Source organism: Streptomyces sp. NPDC057616 (assembly GCF_042800575.1).
GTDB lineage: Bacteria > Actinomycetota > Actinomycetes > Streptomycetales > Streptomycetaceae > Streptomyces.
On sequence record NZ_JBHVGU010000045.1, the window covers coordinates 34,425 to 53,912 of the forward strand.

Genomic DNA, 19,488 nt, shown 5'->3' on the forward strand with positions numbered 1-19,488 from the left:
CGTACGATCTCCGCACGGTGCGGACGAGGAGGAGCGAGGCATGGCCGGGAACGCGCGGGAGCGGCTGCTCGAGGAGCTGTCCGAGGTCTCGCGCCGCTACATGGCCTCGTACGCCCTGTTCAACCAGGCCGTCGCCGACCGCATCGGGCTGCACCCCACCGATCTGCAGTGCCTGAACCTGCTGACGCTGGAGGGCGGGCCGGTGACGACGGGCCGGATCGCCGCGATGACGGGGCTGACGACCGGGTCGGCGACCCGGCTGGTGGACCGGCTGGAGAAGGCGGGCTACGTCGTACGGCAGCGGGACGCGAGGGACCGGCGGCGGGTGCTGGTGGCGACCGTGCCGGAGCGGATCGCGGAGTTCGGGCGGATGTGGGAGCGGCTGAGCGGCGGCTGGTCCGCGCTCTTCGACGAGCTGGACGACGCCGAACTGGCCGTGGTGATCCGGCACATGGGCCGCACGGTGGAGTTCGGCGCGGAGCAGATCGCGCGGCTGCGGGCGGGCGAGGTCTAGTTCTTGGCCGGCGCGGCGTCGGCTTCGGCGTCGTAGCGTTCGCGGGCCGCGTGCACCTCGTCGAAGTGGGTCTCCGCCCAGGTCTTCACCGCGGTCATCAACTGGGCGAGGCTGCCGCCGAGTTCGGTGAGCTCGTAGTCCACGCGGACCGGTACGGACGGGGTGACCGTGCGGGTGAGGATGCCGTCGCGCTCCAGTGAACGCAGCGTCTGCGTCAGCATCTTGGGGCTCACTCCCGCGATCTTGCGGCTGAGGTCGCTGTAGCGCATGGGCCCGGTGGAGAGCGCGGCGACGACCAGGCTGACCCACTTGTCGCTCAGGCGGTCGAGGAGCTGGTTGGTCGGACAGGCGCGCAGAAAGGCGTCGTACGCGACGCGGGCCTGCTCGCGCTTCTGGGACGCGGTCATGGTCGCCATGGCTCTCCTCCGGGTGAGGTAGGCACCTTCAGGTAACTACTTCCTCCTGGATAGTAACTCTTCCTAGGGTTGTTGCAGCACAGAGGAAACGTTACGAATCATCTCAATTCCAGGAGAGACGGCCATGCGTGCTGCAGTGGTGAAGACCTTCGGCGGACCCGAGACCGTGGAGATCGTCGAGACCGAGGTGCCCGAGCCGGGTGCGCGCCAGGTGCGGATCAAGGTCGCGGCGGCGGCGCTGAATCCGGTGGACGCGGGGGTGCGCGGCGGGTTCTTCGGGGGTGCGGGCAAGCAGATCGGGTTCGGCTGGGACGTCGCCGGGACCGTGGACGCCACGGGTGTGGCGACGGCCTGGAGCGTGGGCGACGAGGTGGTGGCCCTCGACCCCGGCATGGTGCGGCCGCTGGGCACGCACGCCGAGTACGTCGTCGTCGAAACGGACGCGGTGGCGACGGCGCCGGCCACGGTGGACGCCGTGCACGCCTCGACCCTGCCGCTGAACGCCCTGACCGCCGAACAGGCGCTGGAACTGCTGGAGTTGGCGAAAGGGCAGTCGCTGCTGGTGACCGGCGCGGCGGGCGCGGTCGGCGGCTTCGCGATCCAACTCGCCGTCGCCAGGGGCCTGTCGGTGACCGCGCTCGCCAGGGAGGACGACGAGGAGCTCGTACGCTCCCTGGGGGCCGCCCACTTCGCGTCCGGGACCGCCGAGGCGGCTGCCTTCGACGGCGTGCTGGACGCCGCGAACCTCGGCGAGGCGGCCCTGAGGTGGGTGCGCGACGGCGGCGCCTACGTGGGCGTGCGCCCCGGCGGCCACCCGGACTCCGTACGCGGCATCCGCACCACCGCGGTGGCCGTCACCCCCGACGGAGCCCGTCTCGCGAAGCTGGCGTCCCTGGTCGACGAGGGCGTCCTGACCCTGCGGGTCGCCGACACCTACCCCCTGACCGACGCCGCCAAGGCGCACGCCCGCCTGGAGGAGGGCGGTGTAAGGGGCCGCCTGGTCCTGGTCCCCTGACCAGCAAAGCCTCGTACGGGGCAGCTCCCCCAGGGGCGCGGGAAACTGCGCGACCGGCCACCACGCACCCGCACCCGCCCGCGACCTACCCCACCCCCGCCGAACGCTCAGGCAGCAAATGCACCAGCGGCAAGCACACCAGCACCGCCCCCGCGACGGCGGCAAGGCTCACGAGCAGTCCGTGGACCTCGCCGCCGCCGACCGCCCGGAAGTACACACTCGTCACCCCGGCGGAGCCCCCCGCGTTGGCGAGTTGCTGCACCGCGTTGAGCGACCCGCTCGCACTGCCCGCCTCCTCCGCGGCGATGTCGCCGATGGTGACGTCGTAGACGGTGCCGAAGCAGGTGCCCATGCCGAGGCCGACCAGGAGCAGCGGCGGGAGCAGGACCGGGCCGTCGTGGCCGGCGAGCAGCGCCAGCGCCCCGCAGCCCGCGAGGATCAGCAGCAGCCCGGCGACGACCAGCCGGCGGCCGTAGGTGTGGATCAGCCGGTAGCAGGCGACGGACGCGACGACGATGCCCGCGGAGAGCGGGATCAGGCCGAGTGCCGTGCCCGCGGGGGAGCGGCCGAGGCCCCGCTGGAGGTGGAGCGAGAGGACGTAGAGGAGGCCGGCGACCGCGGCGAAGACGAGGACGCCGAGGATCAGGCCCGAGGTGAAGCCGCGGTTGCGCAGCAGTGTGGGGCGGATCAGCGGCTCGGCGGCGGTGTGCTGGCGCCAAGAGAACGCGGCGAACAGGGCGAGGCCCAGCGCGAGCAGGGCGAACGGCCGGGCCGTCCAGCCGCCCGAGCCGTCGATGAGGCCGCCGAGCAGACCGAGCGTCGCGCCGCCGAGGAGCGCGGCGCCGGGCCCGTCGACGCGGACGGACCGGTCGCCCGGGTCGCGCGGCAGCAGCCGGGCGGCGGCCAGCAGGGCGGCGCCGCCGAGGAGCAGGTTGATCAGGAACATGGGGCGCCAGCCCAGGCCCGCGAGGTCCGCGTCGACGAGGAAGCCGGCGAGGATCGGGCCGCCGACGGCCGACAGCCCCATCACCGGCCCGAAGAGACTGAACGCCTTTCCGATCTCCTCCCGCGGCCAGGTCGCGCCGAGGATGCCGAAGCCCTGCGGGATGAGCAGCGCCCCGAAGGCGCCCTGGGCCAGCCGGGCGGCGACCAGGAAGGCGGGCGCCGGGGCGAGCCCGCAGGCCAGCGAGGCCGCGACGAACCCGGCGAGCCCGGTCAGGAACATCCGCCGGCGCCCGTACTTGTCGCCGAGTCGCGCGCCGGGCACCAGCAGCACGCCGAGCGCCAGGGCGTAGGCGGCGCCGAGCCACTGCACGAGGCTCGCCCCGCCGCCCAGGTCGCGGGTGATGGTGGGCGCCGCGATGTTGGTGATCGTGGCGTCGAGGAGGTCGAGGACGTCGGCGGCGAGGACGACGGCGAGGACGGCCCAGCGGGTGCGGGCGGGGAGCGGTGGAGTATCTCTTGCGTTACGAAGAATCTGCGTCACGCAGATAAATATCCGCGGCGGACCGCGCACGGTCAACCGATATACGCGTGCCCGGCCCCCGCCCATACGCGGGGTCGGCCCCCCGTCCGCAACTGGGCTCAGCCCACGCCCTGCGTCGCGTACGCCGTCGGCGGCACCCCGACCGTCGCCGTGAAGTCCCGTACCAGATGGGCCTGGTCGGCATAGCCGAGGTCGGCCGCGAGGGCGGCCCAGTCCACGTCCCGGTCGCCCTCCGCGCGCTCCAGGGCCTCGTGGATGCGGTAGCGCAGGATGACCCACTTGGGGCCGACCCCCACATGCCCGGCGAACAGGCGCTGGAGCAGGCGTACGGACATCCCCTCGGCGCGGGCGAAGTCGGCGACGCGGCGGATCGTGCGGTCGGTGCGGATGCGGTCGGCCAGGGCCATGGCGAGCTCGGCCTGCGGGTCGGGGGCGGGCCCGAGGGAGAGCAGGAAGCGGTCCAGCGCGGCCACGCGCGCGTCCTCGGCGTCGGGGGCGAGGACGTCCTCGGTGCCGGCGTCCGGGAGGCGGACGCGGCGGCCGGTCCACTCCGACACCGGCCGGTCGGGGAAGAAGGGCCGGAAGCCGCCCGGGCGGAACTGGATCCCGCAGACCCGGCCCCGCCCCTCCAGCTTCTGCGTGAACAGCTCGAGCCCGATCCCGGCCACCTCGGCGAACTGCTCCTGACCCTGACCGTCGTACCGCTGGAAGACGATGTTCACGCTGGGGTGCGGGACCACATGGGACGCGTACGGCTGGGTGAGGTCCCAGTCGATCAGCCAGTAGTGCTCCAGATACGGCCGCAGCGGCGGTGCCGGTTCGCGGCGGCGGAAGCGGACGCGTGCGAAGAGCTCCGCGGCGTCGACGATGCCTCGGGTGTCACGGCGTGGGGCGGCCATGCACCGAGCCTAGGACGGGGCACTGACAGTCCGCGGAATACGCGGGGGAGGGCCATCGTTGGCGGGTATAGTTGAAGCGTCAACAAAGTGGAGGTTGAGCGACCATGCAGTTCGGGATCTTCAGCGTCGGGGACGTCACCCCGGATCCCACGACCGGCCGTACGCCGACCGAGCGTGAGCGCATCAAGGCCATGGTCGCGATCGCGCTGAAGGCCGAGGAGGTCGGGCTCGACGTCTTCGCGACCGGTGAGCACCACAACCCGCCGTTCGTGCCCTCGTCGCCCACCACGATGCTCGGCTACATCGCGGCGCAGACCGAGCGGCTGATCCTCTCCACGTCCACGACCCTCATCACCACGAACGATCCGGTGAAGATCGCCGAGGACTTCGCGATGCTCCAGCACCTGGCCGACGGGCGCATGGACCTGATGATGGGGCGCGGCAACACCGGCCCGGTCTACCCCTGGTTCGGCAAGGACATCCGGCAGGGCATCAACCTCGCGATCGAGAACTACGCCCTGCTGCACCGGCTGTGGCGCGAGGACGTGGTGAACTGGGAGGGCAAGTTCCGCACCCCGCTGCAGGGCTTCACGTCCACGCCGCGGCCGCTGGACGGGGTCCCGCCGTTCGTCTGGCACGGCTCCATCCGCTCGCCCGAGATCGCCGAGCAGGCCGCGTACTACGGCGACGGCTTCTTCCACAACAACATCTTCTGGCCGGCCGACCACACCAAGCGCATGATCGAGCTGTACCGGTCCCGCTACGCCCACTACGGGCACGGCGCGCCCGAGCAGGCGATCGTGGGCCTCGGCGGTCAGGCCTTCATGCGGAAGAACTCGCAGGACGCGGTGCGCGAGTTCCGCCCGTACTTCGACAACGCGCCGGTGTACGGTCACGGGCCCTCGCTGGAGGACTTCACCGAGCAGACCCCGCTGACGGTCGGCTCCCCCCAGCAGGTGATCGAGAAGACGCTGGCCTTCCGGGAGTACGCCGGTGACTACCAGCGCCAGCTGTTCCTGATGGACCACGCCGGGCTGCCGCTGAAGACCGTGCTGGAGCAGCTCGACCTGCTGGGCGAGGAGGTCGTGCCGGTGCTGCGCAAGGAGTTCGCCGCCGGACGCCCGGCCGGCGTGCCCGAGGCGCCGACCCACGCGTCCCTGCTGGCCGCGGCCCAGGACTCCCGGGGCTCGAAGGACGCTCAGGACTCGAAGGACGCTCAGGACTCCAAGGAGGAGGCCGCCGTATGAAGCTCGTCGTCGTCTCGGCGGGGCTGAGCGTCCCGTCGTCCACCCGGCTCCTCGGCGACCGGCTCGCCGCCGCGGTGGGCCGGCAGGCCCCGGCCGAGCTCCAGGTCGTCGAACTGCGCGACCTCGCCGTGGAGATCGCGCACAACTTCACCAGCGGCTTTCCGGGCCGGAGCCTGTCCGCCGCGCTCGACGCGGTGGCCGGTGCCGACGGGCTGATCGTCGTCACACCGGTGTTCTCCGCGTCGTACAGCGGCCTGTTCAAGTCCTTCTTCGACGTGCTCGACAAGGACGCGCTGGCGGGCAAGCCGGTGCTGATCGCCGCGACCGGCGGCACGGCCCGGCACTCGCTGGTGCTGGAGCACGCGCTGCGCCCGCTCTTCGCCTACCTGCGCGCCGTGGTCGTGCCCACCGGTGTCTACGCCGCCTCGGAGGACTGGGGCGCCGAGGGCCTGGACGACCGGATCGAGCGGGCCGCGGGCGAGCTGGCGGCCCTGATGACGGGCCTGTCGGCGAGCCGTCCGGTGAAGGACGAGTTCACGGTGGTCCCCTTCGCCGACCAGCTGGCGGCGCTGGCGCCCCCGGCCGGCGGCCACCTTCGGTGAGAAGACGGTAGGCATCGCGCCGGGGTTGCCTCTGTGACGGTGAGAGCGCGGTAAAAAGGCTGATCGTAGACCGGCTCACCCGGCTGAACCGCCGGAGGCCTTGGCAGACTGGGTGTGTGCCCCAGACTGTGCTGCTCGCCGAAGACGACCGCGCCATCCGTCATGCCCTGGAGCGGGCCCTGAGCCTGGAGGGCTACCAGGTCACCGCGGTCGCCGACGGCGTCGAGGCACTGGCGCAGGCCCACAAGTCGCCGCCGGACGTGCTGCTGCTGGACGTGATGATGCCCGGCATCGACGGGCTCCAGGTCTGCCGGGTGCTGCGCGCCGAGGGCGACCGCACGCCGATCCTGATGCTCACCGCGCTCGTCGAGACCGCGGACCGCATCGCGGGCCTGGACGCGGGCGCCGACGACTACGTGGTCAAGCCGTTCGACGTCGACGAGGTCTTCGCACGCCTGCGCGCCCTGCTGCGCCGCACCAGCCCGGACCACGTCGTCCCGGTGGACGCGCCGAAGGAGCAGCCCCAGGTCTCCGACCGGCAGATCGAGGCCGCGGGGCTGCGGATGGACGTGCAGGCGCGGCGCGCCTGGCGCGGGGAGCGCGAGCTGGAGCTGACCCGCACGGAGTTCGAGTTGCTGGAACTGCTGGTCCGCAACGCCGGGATCGTCCTCGACCACTCCACGATCTACGACCGCATCTGGGGCTACGACTTCGGCCCCGGCTCCAAGAACCTCGCCGTCTACGTCGGCTATCTGCGCCGCAAGCTCGACGAACCGGGGGCGCCGGCACTGATCCACACGGTCCGCGGTGTGGGTTACGTGCTGCGGGAGGACTAGGGCGTGCCTTTCGGATCAGCTCGGCGTCGCGGGCACTGGTGCGCACATCTGCGGCGTTGTCGTCAGTTGCCGACTCCCCCACTCTCGGCTTCGCTCGAGCGGGGGGACCCCCATCGCGTCGACGCCTTCCTCCGCCTTGCAGCTGCACGCACCAGTGCCCGCTCGGGCCGGCCGGGATGCTCAGCCGGCTACGGCCGACCTGATCCGAAAGGCACGCCCTAGTGGGCCGGCTCAGGCGGCTGCTGGACAGACGGCGGCCCGGGCTGGTCTCGCTGCGCACCACGTTCGCGGTGTCGTTCGCGGCCGTCACCGCGGCCGTGACGGTGCTGGTGGGCGTGCTGTCGTACAGCGCGGCCGCCCGGCTGGTCCGCGTCGACCAGGAGTCGGTGTTCGACCAGGTCGTGCAGGACGTGCGCGACGAGGTGCGGCAGCACCGGATGACCCCCGAGGACTTCTCCTCCTCCGCGCCCGGCCATGACGTGGTGCGGCCCGCGCGGACGGACGTGCAGGTGCTGGGGCCGGCCGGAGACGTCGTCGACCGGGGCAGGCCGGGGCTGCCGGTCGACGCGGACGACCGCGCGATCGCGGCCGGCCGGACCGCCGGGAAGATGGTCGAGCACAAGGACGTCTACGTCGCCGCGGACGTCTACCGCATCGCGACCGTCTCCCTGGGCGACGGCCGGGGTGCGGTGCAGGTCGCTCAGGAGTTCAGCGACACCGAGGACCTGCTGCGGGCGCTGCAGCAGCGCACGCTGATCCTGATGGGCGCGGTGGTGATCGCCGCGGGCCTGTTCGGCTGGTGGCTGGCCCGGCGTATCACCCGCCGGCTGATCATCCTGACCTCGGCCGCGGAGGACGTGGCCCGCACCCGCAGGCTCGGCATCGAGGTGCCCGTCACCGGCTACGACGAGGTGGGCCGCCTCGGCCGCGCCTTCGACCGCATGCTGGGCCGGCTCGCGCAGTCGGAGGAGGACCAGCGCCGGCTGGTGCAGGACGCGGGCCACGAACTGCGCACGCCGCTCACCTCGCTGCGGACGAACATCTCGCTGCTGCGCCGTATCGACGAACTGCCGCCCGCCGCCCGCGAGGAGCTGGTCGCCGACCTCGGCCAGGAGGCCCGTGAGCTGACCGACCTGGTCAACGAGCTGGTGGACCTCGCCGCCGGGCAGTCCGACACCGAGCCCCCGCAGCGGGTGGACCTGGCCGAGATCGCCGAGGACGTCGCGGGGCTCGCCCGGCGCCGCACCGGCCACGAGGTCCGGGTCCGCGCGAGCGGCGACACGACGGCCGACGGCCGCCCCGGCATGCTCCAGCGCGCGATCTCCAACCTCGTGGAGAACGCGGCCAAGTTCGACCGCGACGGCACCGGCCCCATCGAGATCTCGGTCTCCGGTCCCGCCCGGCCCGGCACGGTCCGCGTCGAGGTCCTCGACCGCGGCCCCGGCATCGCCGACTGCGACCTGATCCGCATCTTCGACCGCTTCTACCGCGCGGCCGACGCCCGCTCCCTGCCCGGCTCGGGCCTCGGCCTCTCGATCGTCCGCGAGGTCGCCACGGCCCACGGCGGCGCCCCGTTCGCCTTCCAGCGGGAGGGCGGGGGCTCGGTGATCGGGTTCACGGTGGTGGGGGTGCCGGGCAACACGCCGCAGGGCCCGGCCTGACCGGCGCCGCACACGACGAGGCCGCACACGACGAGGCCGCACACGACGAGGCCGCCCACGACAGGGCCGCCCACGAAAAGGGCGCACGCGAAAAGGGCGCACGCGAAAAGGGCGAGACCCGGAAGTCTCGCCCACCTGCGGAAAGCTCAGATCACGGCCACACCAGGCAGTAGGGCTGGTGCCCCGCCTCGTGCAGCCGGTGGCTGAAGTCCTGCCACTCGTGCAGCAGTTGGTAGACGTTGAACGCGTCGCGCGGGCCGCCCCGGTCCGGGACCGTCGACCAGATGAACGCCGCCGCGCCCACCGCCTCCTCGCCTATGCCGCGCAGCGGGTCGACGACCGTCATGGGGAGCTTGACGACCGCGTAGTCGGGGTGCAGCACGACCAGTTCGAGCGGCGGGACCTTGTGCAGGGGGACGCCTTCGATGCCCGTGAGCACCATGGCCGCCATCGTCTCCGGCTTGATCTTGGTGAACATGCCGTTCATCCCGAGCTCGTCGCCGCCGAGTTCCTCGGGGCGCATCGAGATCGGGACACGGGCCGCCGTCGCACCGTCCGGCGCGCCGAAGTACTTGTAGGTCACCCCCACCCGACCACCATTCCTGCTCCCCGCCCGGAGCGTCTCGCCCCGCCGGTCGATCCGCCGGTCGATCCGCTCGGACTCACTCGGTACACCCTGAGCCTGTCGGGACTCGGCCTCCTCCGCCTCGCGTCGGTGCCTTCCCCGCCGGGCACGTCGAGGACCCAGGTCATCAGTCCCCTCGCCCAGTCCGCCACCGCGATGCATATCTCCACCCGAGTGCTTTTCTAGGACGCGTGGCCCCCGCCGCGCAACCCGATCATCGTGTCAGTGACCTCCCCCACGGCCGCCCGCCGAAACGTGCGTCGAAACACCTGCCCGCAGGATCTCCGCAGCCTCTGAACAAGCCTCCGTACACCCTTCCGTACTCCTATACGTACGCGAGGGCCGTTTGAGCTGTGTGTATCAGGACTCAGTTTCGCAGATCGATCCGGCGGCCGGCTGTCTCCCGGGTCAGCAGCGGTGCCCCGCTGCCGTGGTCACACCCTGGCCTACCCTGAGGAGGTCACTGGCAACCCGGAGCCCGACGATTCGCAGAAGGTCGGAGAAGTCGCAGGTCATGAGCGAACTGCCATATGCATACGAAGCGCCTGTCTCGCAGGCTTTGTTCGACCGGGCCGCGGCCGTCACGCCCGGCGGCGTGAACTCCCCGGTGCGCGCCTTCCGGGCCGTGGGCGGCACGCCCCGGTTCATGGTGTCCGGGAAGGGCCCCTATCTGACGGACGCCGACGGCCGGGAGTACGTCGACCTGGTGTGCTCGTGGGGCCCGATGATCCTCGGGCACTCCCACCCGGCCGTGATCGACGCCGTCCAGGCGGCCGTCGCGCGCGGCACCTCGTTCGGCACGCCCGGCGAGGGCGAGGTCGCCCTGGCCGAGGAGATGGTCGGGCGGATCGAGCCGCTGGAGCAGGTGCGGCTGGTCTCCAGCGGGACCGAGGCGACCATGAGCGCCATCCGGCTGGCCCGCGGGTTCACCCGCCGGACGAAGGTGATCAAGTTCGCCGGGTGTTACCACGGTCACGTCGACTCGCTGCTGGCCTCGGCGGGCAGCGGTGTGGCCACGTTCGCCCTGCCCGACACCCCCGGGGTCACCGGCGCCCAGGCGGGCGACACGATCGTCCTTCCCTACAACGACCTCGAGGCCGTCCAGGAGGCCTTCCACCGGCACCCGGGCGAGATCGCCTGCGTGATCACCGAGGCCTCGCCCGGCAACATGGGCGTCGTGCCGCCCCGGCCCGGCTTCAACCAGGGGCTCAAGGACGCCTGCTCGAAGAACGGCGCCCTGTTCATCTCCGACGAGGTCATGACCGGTTTCCGTACCAGCCACGCGGGCTGGTTCGGCATCGACGGGGTCACGCCCGACCTGATGACCTTCGGCAAGGTCATGGGCGGCGGCTTCCCGGCGGCGGCCTTCGGCGGCCGTGCCGACGTCATGGCGCACCTCGCGCCCGCCGGGCCCGTCTACCAGGCCGGCACCCTCTCCGGGAACCCGGTCGCCACCGCGGCCGGCCTCGCCCAGCTGCGCCTGCTCGACGAGGCGGCCTACCGCACGGTCGACGCCGTCTCGGAGCAGATCCAGGGGCTCGTCACCGAGGCGCTGGCCAAGGAGGGCGTGGCGCACCGGCTGCAGAACTCCTCCAACATGTTCTCGGTCTTCTTCACGGACCGCGAGGTCCGCGACTACGAGGACGCCAAGCGGCAGGAGTCGTTCCGCTTCACCGCGTTCTTCCACTCGATGCTGGCGCAGGGCGTCTATCTGCCGCCCTCGTCCTTCGAGTCCTGGTTCGTGTCCACGGCCCACGACGAACAGGCCGTGCAGCGCATCGCCGACGCCCTCCCGGCGGCGGCCCGAGCGGCGGCGGAGGCCACGGCAGCATGAGCGAGAGCAACGACACGGCGGGCGGCGACATCACCGTCGTCCACGTCATGCGGCACGGCGAGGTCGACAACCCGAGCGGGGTCCTCTACGGGCGGCTCGCCGGTTACCACCTGTCCGAGCTCGGGCGGCAGATGGCCGACCGGGTCGCCGAGCACCTCGCCCCGCGCGACATCACCTACGTCTGCGCCTCGCCGCTGGAGCGGGCGCAGGAGACGGCGACCCCGATCGCCAAGGCGCACGGGCTCGACCTCGCCACCGACGAGCGGCTGATCGAGGCCGACAACGTCTTCCAGGGCAAGACCTTCGGCGTCGGCGACGGCGCGCTGCGCAAGCCCGGCAACTGGAAGCACCTGGTCAACCCGTTCAAGCCCTCCTGGGGCGAGCCGTACGTCGACATCGTCGTACGGATGATGCAGGCGCTGGACTCCGCCAAGGACCGGGCGCGCGGGCACGAAGCGGTGCTCGTCAGCCACCAGTTGCCGATCTGGATCGTGCGGTCGTACGTCGAGAAGCGGCGGCTGTGGCACGACCCGCGCAAGCGGCAGTGCACCCTCGCCTCGCTGACGAGCTTCACCTACCAGGGCGACAAGCTCGTCTCCGTGGGCTACAGCGAGCCGGCCCGCGACCTCGTCCCGGCCCATCTGCTGGCCGGCGCCAGGCCGGTGAAGGGCCAGGGGAAGGCCTTCGGCGCCTGAGAGGAAGAGGCGTTTCATCCCCTTTGGGTTCCATGACACGCTCGTGACATTTTGTTACGAGGTCAACGTATTCGCGAGGAACCTCCCCGTTCGTCATGTCCTCTGACTGGGTGACCACCAGAGCACATGACGAATCGGGGATGGAATGCGCACGCTCTCTCGCAGGGGAATGCTCGGTCTCGGCGCGGGCGCCGCGGCAGCCGCCTCACTCTCGGCCTGTGGCGCCCTCAAGCCGTCAGACGGTTCCAGCCATGCATCGGGTTCCGGTGTGGGCGGCTCCGGCCGTACGTCGCACCCGGCGCGCCCCATCGGGGACGGCTCGACGTCGTTCACCGGCAGGCAGCCCCACCAGCCCGCCAAGGCCGAGCCGTTGGAGCCGGGCCAGACCCCGCCCCAGTTCGTGATCTTCTCCTGGGACGGGGCCGGCGAGGTGGGCAACGGCCTCTTCCCGCGCTTCCTCGACCTGGCCAAGGAGCACGGCGCGGCCATGACCTTCTTCCTGTCCGGGCTGTATCTGCTGCCGGAGTCGAAGAAGCGCCTCTACAACCCGCCGAACAACCCGCGCGGCGCCTCCGACATCGGCTACCTCACCGACGAGCACATCAAGGCCACGCTCACCAACGTCCGCCGCGCCTGGCTCGAGGGCCACGAGATAGGCACCCACTTCAACGGCCACTTCTGCTCCGGCTACGGCACGGTCGGCAACTGGACGCCCGCCCAGTGGCGCAGCGAGATCCAGCAGGCCAAGTCCTTCGTGAAGGAGTGGCGCACCAACACCGGCTGGAGCCGGCTGCCCTCCCTGCCGTTCGACTACGACAAGGAGCTCGTCGGCGGCCGTACGCCCTGTCTGCTCGGCCAGAACAACCTGCTGCCCACGGCCAAGGAACTGGGCTGGCGCTACGACGCCTCCTCGCCCGGCGGCCGCCAGACCTGGCCCGAGAAGAAGCAGGGCGTCTGGGACCTGCCGCTGCAGCAGATACCGTTCCCCGGGCGCAGCTTCGAGGTCCTGTCGATGGACTACAACATGCTCGCCAACCAGTCGGTCAACTCGACCAACGCGCCCGCCTACAACTACCCGGCCTGGCGCACCCAGTCCGCGAACGCCTACATATCCGGCTTCAAGCGGGCGTACGAGACCAACCGGGCACCCTTCTTCGTCGGCAACCACTTCGAGCACTGGAACGGCGGCATCTACATGGACGCCGTCGAGGAGGCCTTCAAGCACATCGCGCGGGAGAAGGAGAAGGGCGCCGACGTACGCCTCGTCTCCTTCCGGCAGTTCGTCGACTGGATGGACGTACAGAAGCCCGAGGTGCTCGCCAAGCTGCGCACGCTCGACGTCGGACAGGCACCGGCCGGCGGCTGGAAGACCTTCCTCCAGAACGCCCCCTCGTCCTCCTCCTCGCCCTCCGGGCAGGCCGCCTGAGAGGCGGAAATCCCCCCGCGAGGGGGGTGCGCAAGATCCCCGGAACGGACATGCGAAACTTTTCACATGAGTGCCGCCAGCCGCGCCCCCCAGCGCTCGAACCGCGCACACCGCCGTGTCGTCGTGACCACCGCCGGTGCCGCGGTCGCCGCGCTGCTGATGTCCGCCTGCTCGTCCGGAGGGACCTCCGGCGGGGGCGGTGACACCAACTTCGTCATGGGCAAGGACGGCATCTCCACCGCCAAGAAGGGCGAGCGGGCCGACGCACCCGACCTGTCCGGCAAGACCGTCGACGGGAGCACGGCCGACGTCGCCTCGTACAAGGGCAAGATCGTCGTCCTGAACGTGTGGGGCTCCTGGTGCGCCCCCTGCCGTGCCGAGGCGCCCAACCTCGAGAAGGTCTACCAGGACCTCAAGGCCAAGGGCGTGCAGTTCGTCGGCATCAACACCCGCGACACCAGCGTCCAGAACGCCCGCTCCTTCGAGACGGACGAGGGCATCACCTTCCCGAGTCTGTACGACCCGACGGGCAAGCTGATGCTGCGCTTCAAGAAGGGCACCCTCAACCCGCAGGCGGTCCCCTCCACGCTCGTCCTCGACCGGGAGGGCAGGATCGCCGCCCGCTCGCTGGCCGCGCTCAGCGAGGAGAAGCTGCGCAAGATGATCGCCCCGGTCCTGGCGGAGAAGTGACGTGACCTCAGTCACCACACTCGCCGCCACCGGCTACAACGGCACGGTGCTCAACGGCGCCCTGCTGGTCGCCCTGCCCGTCGCGCTCCTCGGCGGCCTCGTCTCCTTCTTCTCGCCGTGCGTCCTGCCGCTGGTGCCCGGCTATCTGTCGTACGTGACCGGCGTCACCGGCACCGACCTGGCCGAGGCCCGGCGCGGGCGGATGGTCGCCGGCGCCTCGCTCTTCGTGCTCGGGTTCACCGCCGTGTTCGTCTCCAGCGGCGCCCTCTTCGGCTTCTTCGGCGACACGCTCCAGGACAACAAGGGCGTCCTGTCGAAGGTGCTGGGCGCGCTCATGATCGTCATGGGCGTCTTCTTCATGGGCCTGATGCCCTGGATGAGCCAGCGTGAGTTCCGCTTCCACAAGCGGCCCGTGGCCGGACTCGCCGGCGCACCCGTGCTCGGCGCGCTGTTCGGCATCGGCTGGACGCCGTGCATCGGACCCACCCTCGCCTCGGTGCTCGCCCTGTCCTCCCAGCAGTCCAGCGCGGGGCGCGGTGCCATACTGACCGTCGCCTACTGCCTCGGCCTCGGTGTGCCGTTCGTGCTCGCCGCGGTCGCCTTCCGCAAGGCGCTCGGCGCCTTCGGCTGGGTCAAGCGCCACTACGTCTGGGTGATGCGGATCGGCGGCACGATGATGATCGTGACCGGTCTGCTGCTGCTCACCGGCGCCTGGGACCGCCTCGTGCAGGACATGCAGTCCTGGTCCGCCGGCTTCACTGTGGGGATCTGACTCGATGAGCACCACTCCAACGACCGCGTCCGCCGCGAGCTCCGAGCGGCCCGACGACGACCTCGGCGCGGCCGGCTCGCAGCTGTCCACCGCCCCCAAGGAGGAGCTGCCGAACCTGCCCTCCCTGGGCGTGATCGGCTGGGCGCGCTGGTTCTGGCGGCAGCTCACCTCCATGCGGGTCGCGCTGCTGCTGCTCCTGCTGCTCTCCCTCGGCGCGATCCCCGGCTCGCTGATCCCGCAGTCCGGCACCGACGAGACCAAGGTCGCCGACTTCCGCAAGGCCCACACCTTCCTCGCGCCGGTCTACGACAAGCTCGGCCTCTTCCACGTCTACAGCTCGGTGTGGTTCTCCGCGATCTACATCCTGCTGTTCGTCTCCCTCATCGGCTGCATCGTCCCGCGCACCTACCAGTTCGTCGGGCAGCTGCGCGGCCGCCCGCCGGGCGCGCCCAAGCGGCTGAACCGGCTGCCCGCGTACACCACCTGGCGGACCGAGGCCGAGCCCGAGCAGGTCCGCGAGGCCGCGCTCGCCCTGCTGAAGAGGCGCCGCTTCCGCGCGCACCGCGCCGGTGACGCCGTCGCCGCCGAGAAGGGCTATCTGCGCGAGATCGGCAACCTCGCCTTCCACATCGCGCTGATCGTGCTGCTGACCGCCTTCGCCTGGGGCCAGCTCTTCAAGTCCGAGGGCAACAAGCTGATCGTCGAGGGCGACGGCTTCTCCAACACCACCACGCAGTACGACGACTTCAAGTCCGGCAGCCTCTTCACCGCCGACGACCTGGTGCCGTTCAGCTTCACCCTGGACAAGTTCACCGGCACCTACGAGGCCAGCGGCCCCAACAAGGGCACCCCGCGGACCTACCAGGCCGCCCTCACCTACAGCAAGGGCGCCTACGGCAAGGACCACAAGGACCTCGTCAAGGTCAACGAGCCGTTGCAGATCGGCGACGCCAACGTCTATCTCACCGCCCACGGCTACGCCCCGCTCATCACCGTCCGCGACGGCAGGGGCAAGGTCGTCTACCGCGACGCCGTCCCCCTCCTCCCGCTCGACTCCAACGTCACCTCCACCGGCGTGATCAAGGTCCTCGACGGTTACAAGAACGCCAAGGGAGTCAGCCAGCAGCTGGGCATCTCGGCCTTCCTGCTGCCGACCTACACCCAGGGCAGCGAGACGGCCTCCACCTTCCCGGCGCTGCGCAACCCGGTCCTGAACCTCACGCCGTACTACGGCGACCTGGGCGTCGACTCCGGTATCCCGCAGAGCGTGTACCAGCTCGACAAGTCGCACGTGAAGGGCTTCAAGGACGCCAAGGGCGCCCAGCTCAGGGACAACCTGAGGCCGGGCCAGACCATGAAGCTCCCGAACGGTGCGGGCACGATCACCTACGAGGGCACCAAGGAGTGGGCGAACTTCCAGATCGTCCAGCAGCCCGGCACCGTCTGGGCGCTCGGCGGCGCGCTCGTCGCCATCTTCGGCCTCGCCGGCTCCCTGTTCATCCAGCGCCGCCGCGTGTGGGTGCGGGCGGTCGAGGGCGCCGACGGCGTGACGGTCGTGGAGATGGCCGGCCTCGGCCGCAGCGAGTCCGCCAAGGTGCCCGAGGAACTCGGCGACCTCGCCGCAATCCTGTACGACCAGGCGCCGGGCGCACCCGAGCCCGACGACTCACCAGACCAAGACGACACCACCCCCGACTCCCGAGTCGTACCCGCCGAAGGGGCTGAGACGAAGTGACTCTCGCCGCCGGAACCGAGCTGGCCACCGCGGCCAACGAACACCTCGCGAACATCAGCAACACGCTGATCTACTCCGCGATGGCCGTCTACACCCTGGCCTTCTTCGCCTACATCGCCGAATGGCTCTTCGGCAGCCGCAGCAAGGTCGCGCGCACCGCGGCGGCGCTGACCACGACGGCGAAGGGCAAGGGGGCCGCCCCGGCCGTCACCGTGAAGACGGCGGGCGGCACGGCCGTGCTCGAGCGGCCCAAGGTCGTCGTACGGTCCTCGGCCGGCTCCCGTGACGTGCCCGACGGCCCCGGGGCGCACGGCGGGGACGAGCAGGGCGACCTCTACGGGCGTATCGCCATCTCGCTGACGGTGCTCGCCTTCGTCGTCCACCTCGTCGGCGTGATCGCCCGGGCGGCCTCGGTGCAGCGGGCGCCGTGGGGCAACATGTACGAGTTCAACATCACCTTCTCCACCGTCGCCGTCGGGGTGTACCTCACGCTGCTGGCGCTGAAGAAGAACGTGCGCTGGCTCGGCCTGTTCCTCATCACGACGGTCCTCCTCGATCTCGGCATCGCCGTCACCGTCTTGTACACCGCCAGTGACCAGCTGGTTCCCGCCCTCCACTCGTACTGGCTCTACATCCACGTCTCCACCGCCATCCTGTGCGGCGCGGTCTTCTACGTGGGCGCGGCCGGCACGCTGCTCTACCTCTTCAAGGACTCCTACGAGACCAAGCTGGAGAACGGCGGCACGCCCGGCCGCTTCGCCACCTCGTTCCTGGAGCGCCTGCCCGCGTCCTCGTCCCTGGACAAGTTCGCCTACCGGCTGAACGCCGCGGTCTTCCCGCTGTGGACGTTCACGATCATCGCGGGCGCGATCTGGGCCGAGTCGGCCTGGGGCCGCTACTGGGGCTGGGACCCGAAGGAGACCTGGGCGTTCATCACCTGGGTCGCCTACGCCTGCTACCTGCACGCCCGCGCCACCGCCGGCTGGAAGGGCCGCAAGGCCGCCTACCTGGCCCTGATCGCCTTCGGCTGCTGGCTGTTCAACTACTACGGCGTCAACATCTTCGTCTCGGGCAAGCACTCCTACGCGGGCGTGTAGCCAGGCCGAACGGCCGAGCGGGCCCGGGGCACGTGCGGAACGCCGTCCCCCGGGCCACGCTGGTGTCATGACCGGTTCCATCGAACAGGGCACCAGCCTGACCTACGGAAGCACGCACATCCTGCAGTTCCTGGTGCGGGTCCCCCGGCCCATGGAGGAGGTCTGGACGGCGGTGGCGACCCCGGAGGGGCTCGCCGCGTGGTTCACCGCCGCCGACCGCCTCGAACCCCGCCTCGACGGCGCGGTCACCCTGCGTGACCTGGGAAGCGGGCAGGTCACCGCCTGGGACGTGGACCGGGTCGCCGAGTACACGGTGGGTGACGGCGGCCGGATCCGCTTCCATCTGGAACGCGACGGCGAGGACGGCACGACCCTCCGCTTCACCCACGAGTTCCACGGCCCGGGCGAGACGGAGGCGCGCTGGCGGGCCCGCTTCGAGCGGCTGCTCGACGGGCTCAGCCCACGGTGATCGAGTCCAGCTTCGCGCGCAGGTACATGTGCGAGTCGACGGGCGGGTGCACCACCCGGCCCACCGGCGCGGGCAGGGACTCCACCAGGGTCCCCGGGGTGCACTCGCCGAAGTAGACCAGGGACATGAGCTCCTCGGCGGGTGCGTCCGCGGGCGGCGGCAGCACCCGGTGCCGCCCCGAGCGCCAGCGGTCGCCGGTCCAACGGGCCAGCAGGTCACCGATGTTGATGGTGAACGCCGCGGGGTCGTACGGCGCGTCCTCCCAGCCGCCCTCGTCCGTGTAGACCTGCAGGCCGCCCTTGCCGGCCTGCCGGTCGAGGATGGTCACGGTGCCGAAGTCGGTGTGCGGGCCGATGCGGAACTGACCCGGCTGCGGCTCGCCGACGACCTCCGTGCCCGGGTACCAGTTGATGTTGAAGCCGTAGGTCGGGTGGTCCATGTGCCGGGAGAAGAAGTCCGGCCCGACCCCGAGGGCCTCGCCGAGCAGGGAGAGCAGCTGCTTCTCCAGGAGGGCCATCCGCTCCAGGTACTCCTCGCACAGCCCCCTCAGTTCCGGCACCTCCGCGGGCCACACGTTGGGCGCGTACCACTCCGCGTTGACGACCGGGTCCTCGAAGGGCTCGTGGGTGGCGAAGGTCAGCGACTCCTTCAGGTCCGGCGGGGTCTCGGTGCCCTCCGCGTAGCCGTTGGCCTCGGCGCCGGGGCCGAGCCAGCCGCGGCCGCCGACCTTCGCCTCGTAGGCCCGTTTCGTGCCCGCCGGCAGCCGGAAGAAGGCGCGGGCCGACTCCCGGATGCGGGTGCGCAGCCCCGGGTCCACGCCGTGGCCGGTGACCAGCAGGAATCCGGCGGTCTGCAGGGCCGTGTCGACGGTGCGGGCGATCCGGGCGCGGTCCTCGGGGCCGCCGGAGGTCCACGGCCGCAGGTCGACGACCGGGATACGCGGGGCAGGGGCGTCACTCACCGATGTCCTCATTCCACAGGGCCGGTTCCTTCGCGATGAAGTCGCGCATCATCGTGACGCACCCGGGGTCGTCGAGCAGCACGATCTCCACGCCGTGTCCTGCCAGCCAGTCGTGCCCGCCGTGGAAGGTCACCGCCTCGCCGACCACGACCCGCGAGATGCCGAACTGGCGCACCAGACCGGAGCAGTACCAGCACGGCGAGAGCGTGGTGACCATGGTCGTCCCGCGATACGAGCGCTGCCGTCCCGCCGCGCGGAACGCGGCCGTCTCCGCGTGCATGGAGGGATCGCCGTCCTGGACGCGCCGGTTGCGGCCGCGGCCGAGGAGGGTGCCGTCGGCGCCGTAGAGGGCGGCGCCGATCGGGATGCCGCCCTCCGCGCGTCCGGCGCGGGCCTCCTCGACGGCGGCGGTGAGCCAGGTGCGTGCCTGTGCCTGATCCATGTCTCCCACTGTCCAGGGGGCGGGGCGTCCGGGCAACGCCGCACCCCGGCCCGGCGGTGCGAGGCG

At 71.2% G+C, this 19,488-nt stretch carries 20 protein-coding genes; 14 read left to right on the top strand and 6 right to left on the bottom strand.

Annotated features, from left to right (window positions below):
- The first annotated feature begins 40 nt into the window (after positions 1-40).
- Positions 41-514 (top strand): MarR family winged helix-turn-helix transcriptional regulator, encoded by a 474-nt coding sequence (locus tag ACFU97_RS39015; protein WP_384266117.1) that lies wholly within the window; start codon positions 41-43, stop codon positions 512-514.
- Here ACFU97_RS39015 and ACFU97_RS39020 read toward each other — a convergent pair.
- Positions 511-930, bottom strand: coding sequence for a winged helix-turn-helix transcriptional regulator (locus ACFU97_RS39020; protein WP_384266120.1), 420 nt, complete (start codon positions 928-930; stop codon positions 511-513). The genes ACFU97_RS39015 and ACFU97_RS39020 overlap by 4 nt on opposite strands.
- Before the next feature lie 124 nt (positions 931-1,054).
- On the opposite strand from ACFU97_RS39020, the gene ACFU97_RS39025 reads away from it, so the two are divergent.
- A complete protein-coding gene (locus ACFU97_RS39025; protein ID WP_384266122.1) occupies positions 1,055-1,945 on the top strand; it encodes an NADP-dependent oxidoreductase in 891 nt (296 codons plus the stop codon).
- An 85-nt stretch (positions 1,946-2,030) separates the two neighbouring features.
- On the opposite strand, the gene ACFU97_RS39030 is transcribed toward ACFU97_RS39025, so the two are convergent.
- Both ACFU97_RS39030 and ACFU97_RS39035 read right to left on the bottom strand, forming a co-directional pair.
- Positions 2,031-3,431, bottom strand: a complete 1,401-nt coding sequence (locus ACFU97_RS39030; protein WP_384266125.1) for an MFS transporter — start codon at positions 3,429-3,431, stop codon at positions 2,031-2,033.
- 98 nt (positions 3,432-3,529) lie between these two features.
- Positions 3,530-4,330 (bottom strand): DUF6597 domain-containing transcriptional factor, encoded by an 801-nt coding sequence (locus tag ACFU97_RS39035; protein WP_384266127.1) that lies wholly within the window; start codon positions 4,328-4,330, stop codon positions 3,530-3,532.
- A gap of 104 nt (positions 4,331-4,434) precedes the next feature.
- Between ACFU97_RS39035 and ACFU97_RS39040 the strand changes: the two genes are divergently transcribed.
- From ACFU97_RS39040 to ACFU97_RS39055, 4 genes are all read left to right on the top strand, one after another.
- Positions 4,435-5,577: an LLM class flavin-dependent oxidoreductase gene (locus ACFU97_RS39040; protein ID WP_384266130.1), complete on the top strand. Its 1,143-nt coding sequence runs from the start codon at positions 4,435-4,437 to the stop codon at positions 5,575-5,577.
- Positions 5,574-6,179 (top strand): FMN reductase, encoded by a 606-nt coding sequence (locus ACFU97_RS39045; protein ID WP_384266133.1) that lies wholly within the window; start codon positions 5,574-5,576, stop codon positions 6,177-6,179. Before ACFU97_RS39040 ends, ACFU97_RS39045 begins: the two co-directional genes overlap by 4 nt.
- A gap of 128 nt (positions 6,180-6,307) precedes the next feature.
- Positions 6,308-7,015 carry a response regulator transcription factor gene (locus ACFU97_RS39050; protein WP_384266217.1) on the top strand — a complete coding sequence of 236 codons (708 nt, stop codon included), beginning with the start codon at positions 6,308-6,310 and terminating at the stop codon, positions 7,013-7,015.
- A gap of 221 nt (positions 7,016-7,236) precedes the next feature.
- A complete protein-coding gene (locus ACFU97_RS39055) occupies positions 7,237-8,676 on the top strand; it encodes an ATP-binding protein (RefSeq protein ID WP_384266137.1) in 1,440 nt (479 codons plus the stop codon).
- Positions 8,677-8,827: 151 nt separating this feature from the next.
- Here the strand turns inward: ACFU97_RS39055 and ACFU97_RS39060 are convergent, their stop codons facing one another.
- Entirely contained in the window at positions 8,828-9,463 is a 636-nt protein-coding gene (locus ACFU97_RS39060) for a hypothetical protein (RefSeq protein WP_384266138.1), read from the bottom strand.
- Positions 9,464-9,815: 352 nt separating this feature from the next.
- Here ACFU97_RS39060 and hemL point away from each other — a divergent pair, with 352 nt between their 5' ends.
- The 8 genes from hemL to ACFU97_RS39100 all read left to right on the top strand — a co-directional run bounded on the left by hemL (position 9,816) and on the right by ACFU97_RS39100 (position 18,019).
- Positions 9,816-11,135 carry a glutamate-1-semialdehyde 2,1-aminomutase gene (hemL, locus tag ACFU97_RS39065; protein WP_384266141.1) on the top strand — a complete coding sequence of 440 codons (1,320 nt, stop codon included), beginning with the start codon at positions 9,816-9,818 and terminating at the stop codon, positions 11,133-11,135.
- Positions 11,132-11,830, top strand: a complete 699-nt coding sequence (locus ACFU97_RS39070) for a histidine phosphatase family protein (protein ID WP_384266143.1) — start codon at positions 11,132-11,134, stop codon at positions 11,828-11,830. The genes hemL and ACFU97_RS39070 overlap by 4 nt, the downstream gene beginning before the upstream one ends.
- 145 nt (positions 11,831-11,975) lie before the next feature.
- Positions 11,976-13,256 carry a hypothetical protein gene (locus ACFU97_RS39075; protein WP_384266145.1) on the top strand — a complete coding sequence of 427 codons (1,281 nt, stop codon included), beginning with the start codon at positions 11,976-11,978 and terminating at the stop codon, positions 13,254-13,256.
- 66 nt (positions 13,257-13,322) lie between these two features.
- A complete protein-coding gene (locus ACFU97_RS39080; RefSeq protein ID WP_384266146.1) occupies positions 13,323-13,946 on the top strand; it encodes a TlpA family protein disulfide reductase in 624 nt (207 codons plus the stop codon).
- Between the two features lies 1 nt (position 13,947).
- Positions 13,948-14,718 carry a cytochrome c biogenesis CcdA family protein gene (locus tag ACFU97_RS39085; RefSeq protein ID WP_384266149.1) on the top strand — a complete coding sequence of 257 codons (771 nt, stop codon included), beginning with the start codon at positions 13,948-13,950 and terminating at the stop codon, positions 14,716-14,718.
- Positions 14,719-14,722: 4 nt separating this feature from the next.
- Complete coding sequence (locus ACFU97_RS39090; RefSeq protein ID WP_384266152.1) at positions 14,723-16,453, top strand: cytochrome c biogenesis protein ResB; 1,731 nt, start codon at positions 14,723-14,725, stop codon at positions 16,451-16,453.
- On the top strand, positions 16,450-17,550 hold the full coding sequence (ccsB, locus tag ACFU97_RS39095) for a c-type cytochrome biogenesis protein CcsB (RefSeq protein ID WP_384266154.1): 1,101 nt from the start codon (positions 16,450-16,452) through the stop codon (positions 17,548-17,550). The genes ACFU97_RS39090 and ccsB overlap by 4 nt, the downstream gene beginning before the upstream one ends.
- 67 nt (positions 17,551-17,617) lie before the next feature.
- Positions 17,618-18,019 (top strand): SRPBCC family protein, encoded by a 402-nt coding sequence (locus tag ACFU97_RS39100; RefSeq protein ID WP_384266157.1) that lies wholly within the window; start codon positions 17,618-17,620, stop codon positions 18,017-18,019.
- On the opposite strand, the gene ACFU97_RS39105 is transcribed toward ACFU97_RS39100, so the two are convergent.
- Together ACFU97_RS39105 and ACFU97_RS39110 are read right to left on the bottom strand one after the other, a co-directional pair.
- Positions 18,006-18,980 carry an isopenicillin N synthase family dioxygenase gene (locus tag ACFU97_RS39105; protein WP_384266159.1) on the bottom strand — a complete coding sequence of 325 codons (975 nt, stop codon included), beginning with the start codon at positions 18,978-18,980 and terminating at the stop codon, positions 18,006-18,008. The genes ACFU97_RS39100 and ACFU97_RS39105 overlap by 14 nt on opposite strands.
- On the bottom strand, positions 18,973-19,422 hold the full coding sequence (locus ACFU97_RS39110; RefSeq protein WP_384266162.1) for a nucleoside deaminase: 450 nt from the start codon (positions 19,420-19,422) through the stop codon (positions 18,973-18,975). Before ACFU97_RS39110 ends, ACFU97_RS39105 begins: the two co-directional genes overlap by 8 nt.
- Between the last annotated feature and the right edge of the window lie 66 nt (positions 19,423-19,488).